Origin of the sequence: Asticcacaulis sp. EMRT-3, assembly GCF_030027245.1 — a bacterium.
Taxonomy (GTDB): domain Bacteria; phylum Pseudomonadota; class Alphaproteobacteria; order Caulobacterales; family Caulobacteraceae; genus Asticcacaulis.
The window spans coordinates 1181835-1195475 of sequence record NZ_JASERT010000001.1; the positions used below are offsets into that span (position 1 = coordinate 1181835).

12 protein-coding genes are annotated in these 13641 nt (G+C 60.4%); 2 read left to right on the plus strand and 10 right to left on the minus strand.

Annotated features, from left to right (window positions below):
• The first annotated feature begins 13 nt into the window (after positions 1 to 13).
• A complete protein-coding gene (locus QB905_RS05755) occupies positions 14 to 1444 on the plus strand; it encodes a M48 family metalloprotease (protein ID WP_282973579.1) in 1431 nt (476 codons plus the stop codon).
• A 22-nt stretch (positions 1445 to 1466) separates the two neighbouring features.
• Complete coding sequence (locus QB905_RS05760) at positions 1467 to 2261, plus strand: DsbA family protein (RefSeq protein ID WP_282973580.1); 795 nt, start codon at positions 1467 to 1469, stop codon at positions 2259 to 2261.
• 176 nt (positions 2262 to 2437) lie between these two features.
• Here QB905_RS05760 and lpxB read toward each other — a convergent pair whose 3' ends face one another.
• The 10 genes from lpxB to QB905_RS05810 form a co-directional block, all read right to left on the minus strand.
• Positions 2438 to 3613, minus strand: a complete 1176-nt coding sequence (gene lpxB, locus QB905_RS05765) for a lipid-A-disaccharide synthase (protein WP_461781771.1) — start codon at positions 3611 to 3613, stop codon at positions 2438 to 2440.
• The gene (locus QB905_RS05770; RefSeq protein WP_282973581.1) at positions 3594 to 4436 is read right to left on the minus strand and encodes an LpxI family protein; all 843 of its coding nucleotides are present in this window, start codon (positions 4434 to 4436) and stop codon (positions 3594 to 3596) included. The genes lpxB and QB905_RS05770 overlap by 20 nt, the downstream gene beginning before the upstream one ends.
• A gap of 18 nt (positions 4437 to 4454) precedes the next feature.
• On the minus strand, positions 4455 to 5246 hold the full coding sequence (gene lpxA, locus QB905_RS05775) for an acyl-ACP--UDP-N-acetylglucosamine O-acyltransferase (protein WP_282973583.1): 792 nt from the start codon (positions 5244 to 5246) through the stop codon (positions 4455 to 4457).
• The gene (gene fabZ / locus QB905_RS05780) at positions 5243 to 5722 is read right to left on the minus strand and encodes a 3-hydroxyacyl-ACP dehydratase FabZ (RefSeq protein WP_282975588.1); all 480 of its coding nucleotides are present in this window, start codon (positions 5720 to 5722) and stop codon (positions 5243 to 5245) included. Before fabZ ends, lpxA begins: the two co-directional genes overlap by 4 nt.
• A 53-nt stretch (positions 5723 to 5775) precedes the next feature.
• A complete protein-coding gene (lpxD, locus tag QB905_RS05785) occupies positions 5776 to 6819 on the minus strand; it encodes a UDP-3-O-(3-hydroxymyristoyl)glucosamine N-acyltransferase (protein WP_282973584.1) in 1044 nt (347 codons plus the stop codon).
• Positions 6820 to 6834: 15 nt separating this feature from the next.
• Positions 6835 to 7545: an OmpH family outer membrane protein gene (locus tag QB905_RS05790; RefSeq protein WP_282973586.1), complete on the minus strand. Its 711-nt coding sequence runs from the start codon at positions 7543 to 7545 to the stop codon at positions 6835 to 6837.
• A gap of 66 nt (positions 7546 to 7611) precedes the next feature.
• A complete protein-coding gene (bamA, locus tag QB905_RS05795; RefSeq protein WP_282973588.1) occupies positions 7612 to 10080 on the minus strand; it encodes an outer membrane protein assembly factor BamA in 2469 nt (822 codons plus the stop codon).
• A 226-nt stretch (positions 10081 to 10306) separates the two neighbouring features.
• Positions 10307 to 11509: a M50 family metallopeptidase gene (locus QB905_RS05800; protein WP_282973590.1), complete on the minus strand. Its 1203-nt coding sequence runs from the start codon at positions 11507 to 11509 to the stop codon at positions 10307 to 10309.
• A gap of 24 nt (positions 11510 to 11533) precedes the next feature.
• A complete protein-coding gene (gene dxr / locus QB905_RS05805; protein WP_282973591.1) occupies positions 11534 to 12751 on the minus strand; it encodes a 1-deoxy-D-xylulose-5-phosphate reductoisomerase in 1218 nt (405 codons plus the stop codon).
• The gene (locus QB905_RS05810) at positions 12751 to 13641 is read right to left on the minus strand and encodes a phosphatidate cytidylyltransferase (RefSeq protein WP_282973593.1); all 891 of its coding nucleotides are present in this window, start codon (positions 13639 to 13641) and stop codon (positions 12751 to 12753) included. The genes dxr and QB905_RS05810 overlap by 1 nt, the downstream gene beginning before the upstream one ends.

Consider the following 13641-nt stretch of genomic DNA (forward strand, 5'->3'; position numbering starts at 1 on the left):
TAAGGTCTTCGTAATGCAGATATTTCAAGCCTGTCTGGTTCGTTTCCCGCGTCTGGCGCGCAAGGCCGTCTGGCTGCTGCTGTGCGTGGTTTTGAGCGCTGCGCCCACATTGGCCGCCGCGCAGGACATCGACCCCGACTCGCAGAATGTCATCCGCGACACCGAGATCGAAACCTTCCTGAAAACCCAGACACGCCCGATCCTGATCGGTGCCGGGCTTGATCCCGATAATGTCCATTATCTGATCATCGCCTCCAGCGACCTCAACGCCTTTTCCACCTTCCGCCTTGTCATCGGTCTCAATACCGGCCTGATCATGGCGGCCGACACGCCCGATCAGTTGTTCGGCGTCATCGCCCACGAAACCGGCCATTTGAGCGGCGGCCACATGATGCGCACCGATGAGATCGAACACGCCGCCCGCGCCCCGATGGCCATTTCGCTGGGCTTAGGCGTCATCGCCGCCCTGGCCGGTTCGCCTGAAGCCGGCATGGGACTGGCCGCCTCATCGGGCACTTTCGGCACGCTGGGCGCGCTGCACTATATGCAGACCGAGGAATCGGCAGCCGATGTGGCCGGTGTCAAGGCGCTGGAACGCGCCGGTATGTCGGCCAAGGGACTGGTCGATTTCTTCTACAAATTCCGCAATGCCGAAACCTTCAGTCAGGCCGAACGCTACCAATTTTTCCGCACCCACCCTCTGACGCGCGAACGGATTCAGGCCCTGCAAAGCTTCGCCGCCAAACAGCCGCACTATAATACGCCCGACGATCCCGCCGTGGTGGCGCAGTTCGCCATCGTCAAGGCCAAGCTGGCAGGCTTTCTCGATGATCCGCTCAAGACCTTCCAGCTTTATCCCGAAACCGATACCAGCTTCGCCGCCCGCTATGCCCGCGTCATCGCCACCTATAAGGAAGGCAATTGGGACAAGGCCTTAAGCGACCTCGACGGCCTGATCGCCGAAAATCCGCAAAATCCTTATCTGTGGGAACTAAAGGGCCAGATCTATTTTGAAACCGGCCGCCCGAAACTGGCCAAGCCCGCCCACGAAAAATCAGTCGCGCTGATGCCTGAGGCGCCCTTATTGCAGCTCAATCTCGGCCAGACCCTGATCGCCATTGGCGACAAGGATGATCTCAACGAAGCGGTCAGCCATTTGCAGGAATCGATCAAGTACGAAGACGATGATAGCTTCACCTGGGCCCAGCTCGCCCAGGCCTATGATGCGCTGAACCAGCCCGGACAGGCACGGCTGGCCACCGCCGAGTCGCAATTCTATCAGGGCGATTACAATGCGGCGCGCACCTCCGCCGTCTGGTCACAGAAATATTTTGGGCCGCAAACGCCCGAATTCCGCCGCGCCCGTGATATTGTCATGGCCACCTCTTCCGAACTGGGCATCCCGCCGGTCGAGGGCGTCACCGAACGCCATAGATCCAACTAATCCGCCATAACGAAAGTCCCCCTTGACCCAGCCCGACACCCCCACCACCGCCCAGCCGCACCCCAAACCACAGTCGCGTCTGCGCCGTGCGTTCAGCCAGGCCAATATCACCACTGGTCTGGCGGTCTTCGCCGTGGTGCTGGCCGCCGCCCCCTATGTGGCCCCGCCGGTGCGGACATGGATGGTGCGCGACGGCCTGATGGCCCAGCCCGTCATCTTGCAGGACGCCTCCGACGCGCTCAATAATCAACGTCAGGCGGCGGCCTCCAAGGCGCTGGCCGAGGGGGTGAAAACCCACCACGATTCGCTGTTCAACGACGCCAGCGATCCTGTGCTGGGCGACCCGAAGGCACCGATCAAGATCGTGGAATTTCTCGATTATAACTGCGGCTATTGCCGCGCCGCCACGCCGGTGCTGAAGGATTATCTGGCGAAAAATCCCGATGTGGCGATCATCGTCAAGGAATATCCGGTCATCAACCAGAATTCGCGCCCGCTGGCTTCCTTCGCCCTGGCCGCCGCACAGGAAGGCAAATATGCCGAGGCGCACTACGCCCTGATGACCTCGAAAATCGACAGCGAAGCGGCCATGAATGCGCTGTTGCAAAAACTCGGCCTCGACCCCGTCAAGACCCGCCAACTGGCCATGTCCAAGCCCATTCAGGATCATATCGACAAGGTGATGACGCTGGGCGCTGATCTCAATGTGTCGGGCACCCCCACCTTCGTGGTTGGTGATCAGGCCATTGACGGCGCCAAGATGGACGAACTGAAGGCCGCGGTCGAAGCCCAGCGCAAGACGTTTAAGAAGAGGTAGCCAAGCCGAAGATAGAAGAATGACCACGGATAGACACGGATGATGGCCTGCGGCCATCTGCACGGATAAGGGAAGATGAATCTGTTCTTATCCGTGTAGCCGCTTGCGGCCATCCATGCCTATCCGTGGTGAATAACTTTTTGACTTCACCGAATTTCGTCTCGTGGCAAAAAAATCTAAATCTTCAAAAAATCCAGTACCGCCCGCGCCGCCTTTTCGGCGGGCGGCTTCTGGCCGCGCCCCATCAGATCGAGCGCGGCATCTTGCGCTGACACCTGTTCGTCGCGCAAAGCCTTGTCGTCCAGCCTCAAACTGACCGCACGCAGCAGCTTATCCGCCGTGCAATCGTGCTGGATAAATTCCGGCGCGATCTCACGGTCGGCCATGATGTTGAACAGGGTGGCGTATTTCAGCGTGGCGAAATGGCGGATGATCCAGTGGGTCAGCGGCTCCACCTTGTAAGCGATCACCATCGGGCAACCGGCCAGAGCCAGTTCGGTCGAAACCGTGCCCGAACAGGCCAGAGCCAGGTCGGCGGCCTGCATGGCAGCGTATTTTTCCGCCTCGTCCTCGATCAGCATCAGCCGCAACGGCAAATCAGCCGTGGCCGCCACCACCGCCTCGCGCACGGTTTCGGCCACCGGCAATACCATTGTCAGGCCGGGGCGCTCGCGGCCCAGGCGCAGCATGACTTCGCGGAAAACCGGCATCAGCCGTTTGATCTCCGAAGGCCGGCTACCGGGCAGAACCAGCAGCATCTGGTCGTCCGCCGTCAGGCCCAGCTTTTCGCGCAAAGCCACCGGATCGCCGTGCGATACATCGGCATTGAGCGCCGGATTGCCGACCACCACGGTTTTAAGGCCCTCGCGCTCGAAATAGGGGGCGTCCATCGGATGCAGGGCCAGCAGCAGATCAACGGCCTGCGCCAGCGTCTTCGCCCTGCCCGGTCGCATCGCCCAGACCTGCGGGCCGACATATTTGATCAGAGGCACATCAGGCATGATTTTACGGATGGCGTGGGCTACGCGCAGGGTAAAGCCCCACGAATCGACCAGCACCACCATGTCCGGCTTTGCGATTTCGGCGAAGATGGCGGTATCGCGCACCCGGCGCATCACCCGGCCATAGGCTTTCAGCCCTTCCAGCAAGCCGAAAATCGACAGTTCGGCAATATCGAACGGGCTGATCACCCCCTGCTCGGCCATGCGCGCCCCGCCGACACCGACAAAGCGCCAGTCGATCTGCGGGGCCTGAGCGCGCAACTGCGTCATCAGACCAGCGGCCAGCCTGTCGCCCGAAGCCTCGGCGGCCACCAGCATCACCTTGATGGATTTAGAGGTCTTCATAACCATGAATGAAAATGCCCTTTTCGGCGGCGCGGGCGAAAACCGCCCGCTTATCGACGATCAGCAGGTGATGGGCGCGCGCCACGATACCGCACAGACCGGCGGCGGCCACATCATCAACCGTGGCCACGCCAATGGTCGGCATGTCGAGACGCAGATCCTGAATCGGCTTGGCCAACTTGGCCAGCACACCCTTGCGGTTGTCCGGCGTGCCACGCAGGGTCGCAGGCAGTCCCGCCACCCGTTGCAGCAGGCTTTGCGTGCCCTCCTGCGCCTCGACGGCCAGGGTGATCCGTCCGGCCACCACGACCGCCTGACCAATATCGAGCTGGCCGATGGCGGCGGCGATGCGTAAAGCCTCCAGCGCGTCCTCCATCGCGTCCGGCGACAATTCCGGCCCGGTTTGCAGCCCCGCCCCGATCAACAGATCGGGATTGGCCTCATGCGCCCCCTCGATCTGATAACCCTGCGCCGCAATGACGCTCGCCACCTGACGCAGCAGCGAATCGTCGCCGCCCCGCCCTGCCGACTGAATGCCCGGCAAAACACGCGCCCCGCCATGATCGCGCTCCAGGCGGTTGAAATCGGGCCGCTGCACATAGCCGCACATGGTGACGCTGTGCGCCTGCTCGCTTTGCAAGATTTCAAACAGACGGGCAAATTCGCCAAGGCCCAGTGTGTGGCCAGGATGATCATCCAGCGCCGCATCGGAAAGACCGGCAATGCGGATCACCGTATAGGGCCTGCCGGTAGCGCGCAGATGCGCCGCCACCTCCATCGGCAGAGCACCGCCGCCGGAAATCAGGGCCAGTTTGGTGGCGCTTGTCATGCGGGGATTCCGATATCTTTAATCTGAAGGCAGGCAGATCGGCCGCGACGAATCCTCACGGATAAAGCGCACGATCTCGACCACCTGATCGATGTCGGAAAAATTCTCCAGCACATCATCCAGCCGTTCCTGAAACGTGCCTTCTTCGGCGAACATCATGCGGTAAGCCGTACGCAAGGCCAGGATCAGCTCACGCGAAAAGCCGCGCCGCTTCAGCCCGACCAGATTGAGCCCCTCCAGCCGCGCATGATTGCCCCATACCGAACCATAGGGGATCACATCCTTGGTAACGATGGCCCCGCCGCCGATAAAGCTGTAACGACCGAGACGCGCAAACTGATGCACGGCGCAACTGCCGCCGAGAAACACAAAATCGCCCACCTGCACATGGCCGCCGATCGAGGCGACATTGGCCATGATGACATTATTGCCGAGGATGCAGTCATGCGCCACGCCCGACCCGGCCATGAACATGCAATCGTGGCCGACCCTCGTTATGCCGCCGCCTTTTTCCGTACCGGTGTGCATGATCACATGCTCACGGATCAGATTGCGCTCGCCCACCACCAGCCGCGTCGGCTCGCCCTTGTGCGCCAGATGCTGCGGCGGCCCACCCAGGCAGGTAAACGGATGCACCACCGTGTCGGCGCCCAGTTCAGTAATGCCATCGACCACGACATGCGATTTCAACGTCACGCCGTCTTTCAGCGTGACGTGCTCACCCACGATGCAATAGGGCCCGATATTCACACCCGTGCCCAGTTGCGCGCCGTCATGAATAATCGCCGTCGGGTGTATCGTTACGGTCATTTAGGGCTCTCAACCACCATAGCCGCGAATTCGGCCTCGCAGACGATCCGGTCGCCGACATAGGCTTCGCCGCGAAATTTGAACACATCGCCGCGATGACGCACCACCTCAACCGGCATACGCACCACATCGCCCGGACGCACCGGACTGCGGAAGCGTACACCATCCACCGACATAAAGAAGATGGTCTTGCCTTCAACTTCGACGTCCAAAGATTTCGACATCAGAACCGCGCCGGTCTGGCCCAGGGCCTCGATCAGCAAAACGCCGGGCATGACCGGATTTTCCGGGAAGTGTCCGGCGAAGAAGGGCTCGTTGAACGTCACATTCTTGATGCCGGTCATCGACTTGTTCTTGACCCAGTTTTCACCGCGATCGACCAGCAGGAACGGATAACGATGCGGAATGCGCCGCAGGATTTCGGCATAGTCCACCGACACCGGCGCGACGGCAACCGCGTCGGCGCTCGCGGCCATTGCCGTCCCGGCAGGCATTTCGGCCTCGTCAGTCAAATTCTTCATGAAAACTCTTATCCTTTATCCTTGATCGCATTTTTTTCGAGCCATATCACCTCGCGCAGAAACTGCCGCGAGGGTTTGGCAGGGAATCCCGAAACCATCGTGCCTGCCGGCACGTCTTTGAAGACCGACGCCCCCGCCGCCACCTTGGCACCCGCGCCGATGTCGATATGGTCGATAATGCCAGCCCGACCGCCGAACATCGCCCCATCTCCCACCGTGACCGACCCCGACAGGCCAGAATGCGCCGCTACCACGCAATGACGGCCCAGACGCACATTATGGGCGATCTGCACCATATTATCGATCTTGCTGGCCTCACCGATGATCGTATCGTCGAAGGCACCGCGATCCACGCAACTGCCCGCCCCGATCGACACGTCATCCTGTACAATAACCCGGCCAAGCTGTGGCACATCGACCAGACCGCGCGCATCGCCGCTGACACCAAAGCCCGATTCGCCGATATGCGCGCCCGAAGCCAGTTGCACCCGGTCGCCGATCAGGGCGCAAAACACGGTGGCGTGCGCACCGATACGACCGCCACGACCGATCCGGCAACCCGGCCCGATCACCGCATAGGCTTCGATGCGCGTGCCTGCGCCGATTTCGACGCCCTGCCCCAACACTACCCCAACCCCCAGTTCCACACCCGCCTCACAGCGCGCCGACGGATGGATGGCCTGCGGGCCTTCATGCGTGCGTGTGCGGTAAAGCTGCGTCGCCACGCGCGCCCAAGCCGCCTGCGGATGATCGCAGATCAGGGCAATCCGGCCTTCGGGCACATGATCGGCAAAATCAGGCGGCACAAACACATATTCGGCGGCCGTACGATGCAGGGCCGACAGATAGCGTCGGTCACTGAAATAAGCCGCGCGGCCAAGGCCCAGCGCCGCATCGCCGGAAAACGACAAAGGGGCGCAGGCTTCGATGAAGCCGCTCCCCTTCGCGTTCAATGCCAGATGGCCCGATTCTACAAACCGACAATCTGTCAGTTCTGTTACCTGATCGAGGTCGAGTTTGAGACCTGTTTCAAAAAAGCGTGGATCAGGCATGAATGGGTTTAACTCTTACTTTTGCGCCGGCGCGGCCCCCTGAGCCGGTTGATCCAGGCTGACGCGGTCGAACTGCGGCAGAAGCTCTTTCGTCGCGTCCAGCTTGGCCACAACATCGCTGGTGATGTTCATGGACGGGTTGGCATAGAGGAACGACGTCTGAGTCGGTTGGCCATTGGTATTCGTAGTCATGTCATAATGCAACAGGCTGTCCGCCGAGATAACCGTAGCGCAGCCCTTTTGCGTCACCACGGCGTTGATTTGCGGGATCATCTTCTGGAAGATGGCCGACATCACCTCCTGCTGGGTGTACTGCATTTCCTTGTTACGCTGATCGACCTTCTCCTGGAAGGCTTCGCGCTTTTGTTCCCAGGCCTGGGCCTTGGTTTCCAGAGCGGTTTTTAGCGCCGGGGTCGTGGCGGTTTTTTGCTGGGTGACCAGGGCCTGGCGTTCGTCATCGAGCGACTTGCCTTGCGTGGACAGTTCGCTGTCCACCACGGCCTTCAGTTGCACGAGGCGCTGAGCCGCCGCCTTGCCCATGGCCGAATCGGTCATGGCCGTTTGTTCGTCAAGCACGCACTGGCCGGGAATAGCCGCGCCGAAGGTGGGCGGTGCAGGCGGCGTAGGGGCAGCGGCGGGCGCTGCCGCTGCCTGGGCCAGGGCCTGACCGGAAACACCGGCCAGGAACAGGGCGCTGAGCGAGAAGATGAGGGTCGTTTTTTTCATGGTGTTTCTTATCCGTTTGTAGCGATTTTATTGTGAGCTGATGATCGGTGGATGATCAGAATGGGTTTAGAACTGGGTGGATTGTGAGAAGCGGAAGGTTTCGACCTTGTCGTATTTATCCTTGGCCAGAACCTGGCTGAGGTCGAACTGAACCGGCCCCATCGGTGATTTCCAGCGAATCGTGATGCCCGCCGAGGCGCGCAAATTCATATCATCGGCGATCGTTGTCAGCGGTTCGCCCGAAGTGCTCTGACCCGGAGTTGTATTGATCTTGAGACGTTTGTCCAGACCGCCCAGCGTACCGACATCGACGAAGACGGCGGTTTTCAGGCCATACTGATCGGGCAGATGGTTGGGGATGCCCAGTTCGACCGAGCCGATGGCGTAGGTCTGGCCGCCCAGCGCATAACCGGTGGACAGGTCGCGCGGGCCCATGCCGGCATATTGGAAGCCGCGCATCGTATCGCCGCCCTTGAAGAAGCGGTCATTGATACGGATGGCGTCACCACCCCACGGCGTCTTGGTGCCCGCCGTGCCGGAAACGGACAGAACCATGTCGGTGGCGAAACCGTGATACCAATGGGCTTCGAGTTCGGTATCAACATATTTGACATCGCCGCCCAGGCCTGCAAAATCCTGACGCAGGAAGGCGTTCCAGCCGCGCGTCGGCCGGATGAAGTCGTTGCGCAGGTCAAAACCGAGCGTATAGCCGACCGACGAGGTGATGCCCGATCCGCAATTGTACAACAGGCCGTTACAACTGGCGGAGTTGGTATAGGTAATATTGTCCTTGCGCAGATTATAGCGCAGGCGCAGGACGGAATAACCGTTGAGATTATAGCCCAGACGTACATCGCCGCCGCGTGAGTCGGTCGAGTAATCGACGCCCGTATAGTTGTACGAACTTTCAAACAGGTCAAAACCGGCCTGCACATCACGGCCCAGGAAGTGCGGCTCGGTGAAGGAGAAGTCGATATCCTTCTGGATCGAACCTGTCTGGATGCGGGCGCGCAATTCCTGGCCGGTGCCACGAAAGTTCGATTGCGAAATGCCGATGTCGAGAATGAAATGCTCGTAAGAGGAGAAACCCGCCCCGAAGCTCAGTTCGCCGGTCGGCTGTTCCGTCACGGCCACCTGAATATTGGTCTTGCCCGGCTCTTTCGACGGCTGCTCGTCGATCTTCACATCCTTGAAGAAGCCAAGACCATTGACATACATTTTCGAGCGTTCGAGCAGCGCCTTGTTGTAGGCGTCGCCTTCTGAAACCAGCAACTGGCGGCGGATGACGCGGTCGAGCGTCTGGGTATTGCCGGTAATGTTGATCTTGTCGATATAGACACGCGCGCCTTCATGCACATTGAAGGTCAGGTTCACCGTTCTCGTGTTCGGATCGGCTTCTTCATCAGGGCGAATATCGACAAAGGCGTAGCCGTTCGATCCCGCCGCAAAGGTCAGGGCGTCAACGGCCTTATCCACCCGGTCGGCTTCATAGAGCTGGCCTGGCTTGATCGAAATGGCGCGTTGCAGGTTTTCTGCCTTCAGCTTGTCATTGTCGGTCTTGATGGTGATACGACCGAAATTATATTTCTGCCCCTCGTCGAGCGTATAGGAGATGGCAAAGCTCTTGCGATCCGGTGTCAGTTCGGCCACAGCCGAAATCACGCGGAAATCGTAATAGCCGCGATTGGTGTAGAATTTGCGCAACTGCTCGCGGTCATAATCCATCCGGTCAGGATCGTAATTGTCCTGCGAGGCGAAGAATTTCCACCACAAGGTCTTGCGCGTCACCACGACGCTTCTGAGATCGCTGTCGGAAAAGGCGTGATTGCCGATGAAATTGACGCTCGACACGCCGGTTTTCGGCCCTTCGTTGATTTCAAAAATCAGATCGACGCGCTTTTGCGGCAGTTCGACGATTTTCGGCGTCACCGTGGCGGCGATACGGCCCGACTTGCGGTACAGTTCGATAATGCGCTGCACATCGGCCTGCACCTTGGCCTTGGTAAAGACGCCGCGCGGACGAATCTGCACCTCATCGCGCAGCTTGTCCTTGGTCATGGCGTGATTACCCTCGAAGACCACCTGATTGATAATCGGGCTTTCGACGACGGTGACCACCATCTCGTTGCCGTTCATGGCAATCTGCACGTCAGAGAAGAGGTCGGTATTGTAAAGGGTTTTCACGCCCAGATCGATCATTTCGGAATCGACTGTGGCCCCTACCTGGAACGGCAGATAGGAAATGATGGTCTGCGAATCGATACGTTCATTGCCGCTGACCACGATGCGACTGATCTGCGCCGTGGGATTGGGTGCCGCTGGCGGTGCAGAAGCCTGCCCGCTGTTCGGCGCAGCCGCAGCCTGTGCGGGTGCCTGATCTTGCGGTGCCTGATCTTGCGGTGCCTGACCTTGCGGTGCCTGACTGGCATCCTTAGCGGCCGCAGGCGCTTCGTCCTGCAAGGCCGTGCGCGCCTGAGCGAAGCCCACATGGGCGAGCGCCATCAGGCTGACACCGAGCGTCAACGCACGGGTCATACCAGACATTCTCTGGCGCGAAATCCCCTTGCGGGCGGTCGGGTCGGCGTCTGCGTAAGAAGCTGGCAGGGTCTGGCCTGACATTAATGCACTACCTTTGTAACGGGCTTCGCCGCCCGCCCGCGCAACATAGCGCAGGCGACCGGAAAAAGCCCTGGGTTTGGTTTATCCGAAGGGGGCCTGACATGACTCATGAAAAAGCCAAGCCTCATGAAAAAATCAGGGTTCACGAAAACAACCCCCCGAAGAACCTGGCGAGTCCGATATGGTTAAGATCGTTCCATGCCGCGAACAACATTAAGCCTATAACCAGCACAATGGCAATCCGGAAGACCGCGTTTTGAAACCCCGCCGAAACCGTGCGCCGCGTCAGGCCTTGATAGAGATACAGCGCCAGATGGCCGCCATCCAGCGGCGGGATCGGCAAAAGATTGACAAAACCGATGGCTACCGAGATCAGGGCTGTCATCTGGGCGGCCACCAGGGCGCCATTGATCAGCTTGACATATACAGGGGCCTGCGCCTCGGCCAGATCGACCGTAGCGTCACCCGCCACCTTGGTCATGCCGATCAGGCCACCAATCTGGTTGCCGTTTTCCTTACCGGTAAAAATCCGGCTGATATAGGTCAGATTGGTATCAACAATCTCCCAGGTGCGACGCACACCCAGTTCGAAAGCCTTCACGGGCCCAAGGCGTACACTGACCGGCGGCCCGCTCAGTTCGACGCCAAGCTGACCACCCGTCGAGGTGGCGTCGCGCCCTGTGGGGTCGAGCACCACGCGGCGCGGCGTGGCCGTCAGCGTCACGTCCTGATGGTTCCGGTCGATCACGATCTTAACCGGCGTATCGGCGCGCAGCATGATCAGCATCCGCGCGTCTTCATTGTCGTCAACGCCGTGACCATCGATACGCAGGATCGTGTCGCCCACCTGAAACCCGGCGGTGGCCGCCGCACTGCCCGGTTCAATGCGCGTCACCGTGGCGGGCACGCGCGTATCGCCGACCACCAGATTGATCACGGTGAAGATGGCGATGGCCAGCACAAAATTAGCAGCAGGCCCGGCCAGAATGATCAGAAAACGCTGCCACAAGGGCTTGAAATGGAAATAATCGCCGACCGCCGTCGCGCCTTCGCGCGCCGTGATCGCCTCACGCGCCGCGTCCAGGTCTTCGGCGCTGGGGCTCATCGATGTCAGATTATCATCACCGGCGAACTTGACATAGCCGCCCACCGGCAGGGCGCTTAAGCACCATTCCACGCCCGACTTATCCTTGTGGCGCAGCAAAACCTTGCCCATACCGACCGAAAAGCGCTCGATCCGGGTACGAAACAGACGCGCAACCGCAAAATGCCCCCACTCATGGAAGCTCACGATCACCGAAATGATGATCAGAAACGGTATGATGCCTGCGATAAAACCTAACACTTAGGTGAAAAACTCCCCGTTACCTTACGCCCGCCTGCGGCTTTGGGCGAAAAGCCCATGCACCAGCCTGCGCACCTCGCCGTCAATCGCCAGGGCGCGCTCCATAATCGCATCGCTCCTAGCATGATCGGCAGGTTCGGTGGAAGAGATAGATGGCAATTGAGCCCGCATCATGGCAGTTTCCACAAATTCGGCGATCTCGGAAAAGCCGATCTTCCTGTCAAGAAAAGCCTGTACGCACACCTCATTGGCGGCGTTGAAAACGATCGGCATCCCCTCGCCCGCCGCCAGAGCCTGACGCGCCAGCGGCAGCATGGGAAAGGCCTGCGGGTCGGGCGTGGCGAAATCGAGACGGCCGCGCGCCGCCAGATCGAGCTTAGGCGCCTGCCAGTCCAGACGCTCCGGCCAGGCCAGACAATAGGCGATCGGCACGCGCATATCGGGCGCGCCAAGCTGCGCCAGGGTTGAGCCATCCGTATATTCGACCAGGCTGTGAATCACCGATTGCGGATGCACCACCACATCTATTTTTTCCGCTGGTAAATCAAATAAATAGGCCGCTTCGATAAATTCCAGCCCCTTATTGGCCAGGGTGGCCGAATCAATGCTGATCTTCGCGCCCATGCTCCAGTTGGGGTGACGCAGCGCCTGCTCGACCGTCACCGTCAGCATGTCTTCGCGCGTCCGACCGAAAAACGGCCCGCCCGAAGCGGTCAGGATCAGGCGCGCCACGCGGCTTTTCTGTGCCGGATCAAAGACCTGAAAGATGGCATTATGCTCGGAATCGACCGGCAGAACCCGCCCGCCATGCGCCTCAGCGCGCTCGATCAATGCCCGCCCGCAGCCGACCAGACTTTCCTTATTGGCTAGGGCCAGAACCGCGCCCGTGGCCGCCGCCGCCCAGGTGGGGCGCAGGCCCGCCATGCCGACAATGGCCGCCATGATCCAGTCGGCCTTGCGTCCGGCAGCTTCAATCACCGCCGCCTCGCCACAGGCCCACTGCAAGCCGGAGTTGCCGATTCCGTCATGCAGAACATGCGCCTGCGTCTCATCGGCCAGCACCGTGATCGCCGGACGGTATTTCAGCGCCTGCTCCACCAGCAGGGCGGCATTGCGCCCGCCGATCAGAGCCTCGATCTGGTAATCCTCGCCGGGCACGCCCGTTTCGTCGAGCAGACGCAGGGTGGAAACGCCGATAGAGCCGGTCGAACCCAGGATGGAAATACGTCTCGGCAAGCTCATCAGATAACGGTTCCCATAAAAACGAGAAGCCTTATACCCCCTATGGCCACGATGGCAAACATCAGCCCGTCCACGCGGTCCATCAGCCCGCCATGCCCCGGAATGAGGTCACCCGCATCCTTGACGCCAAACCGGCGCTTCAGAGCCGATTCCCACAGATCGCCCGCCATCGTGGCCAGCGCCACCAGCAACCCGACGAACGAGGCCGAGGTGTCGTGATGAAACAGATGGGTCAGATCGGACAAGGTGCCGGCCGTCAACATGCCGGCCATCATACCACCGGCAAAGCCCGACCACGTCTTGTTGGGTGAATAGCGCCGCCACAGCTTGGGCCCGCCCACCGCCTTGCCCACCACATAGGCAGCAATATCTGCGGCCCAGGCGATACCATAGGCGAAGAAAACCCAGTCGCGGCCGTGTTCGGTCTGGCGCAGCCACATCAGGATAATGGCCGGGACCCCGATATACAAAACGCCATAAGCCGCCGCCACCCAGCCCACACCCAGCCGGTAGGCATATAGCCCGGCGCACAGGCTGCCGAAAATCAGCACGATGAACGACAGGGCCGGATGATGCAGATAGCCGGTGAACAGGCCGCACAAGGCCGCCGCCGCCACCGCGCAGGCGATGCGCGCCGAGGCATTGGGTGCCGCCATCAGCCCCCATTCGATGCACAACAGCGCCACGCCGATGCTGATCATCAGCAGAAACAACCATCCGCCGACCACCACGATCCACAAGACCGCCGGGATCAGCACCATCGCCGAGGCGATGCGCAGGGTCAGGTCGCGCCAGTTCGCTTTCGATGCGGGTGGGGGCGCGGGCTTCGCACCCCCCTCGTCTTCGGCGGCATCTGGCGGTATCGGCGTTTGCGGAGGCATCACGTCCAT

Bases quoted from the DNA above. Each gene is read 5' to 3' on its own strand.
- QB905_RS05755 (WP_282973579.1), top strand. From the start codon at position 14: ATGCAGATATTTCAAGCCTGTCTGGTTCGTTTCCCGCGTCTGGCGCGC.
- lpxB (WP_461781771.1), bottom strand. From the start codon at position 3,613: ATGGTTATGAAGACCTCTAAATCCATCAAGGTGATGCTGGTGGCCGCC.
- QB905_RS05770 (WP_282973581.1), bottom strand. From the start codon at position 4,436: ATGACAAGCGCCACCAAACTGGCCCTGATTTCCGGCGGCGGTGCTCTG.
- lpxA (WP_282973583.1), bottom strand. From the start codon at position 5,246: ATGACCGTAACGATACACCCGACGGCGATTATTCATGACGGCGCGCAA.
- fabZ (WP_282975588.1), bottom strand. From the start codon at position 5,722: ATGGCCGCGAGCGCCGACGCGGTTGCCGTCGCGCCGGTGTCGGTGGAC.
- lpxD (WP_282973584.1), bottom strand. From the start codon at position 6,819: ATGCCTGATCCACGCTTTTTTGAAACAGGTCTCAAACTCGACCTCGAT.
- QB905_RS05790 (WP_282973586.1), bottom strand. From the start codon at position 7,545: ATGAAAAAAACGACCCTCATCTTCTCGCTCAGCGCCCTGTTCCTGGCC.
- bamA (WP_282973588.1), bottom strand. From the start codon at position 10,080: ATGACCCGTGCGTTGACGCTCGGTGTCAGCCTGATGGCGCTCGCCCAT.
- dxr (WP_282973591.1), bottom strand. From the start codon at position 12,751: ATGAGCTTGCCGAGACGTATTTCCATCCTGGGTTCGACCGGCTCTATC.
- QB905_RS05810 (WP_282973593.1), bottom strand. From the start codon at position 13,641: ATGGACGTGATGCCTCCGCAAACGCCGATACCGCCAGATGCCGCCGAA.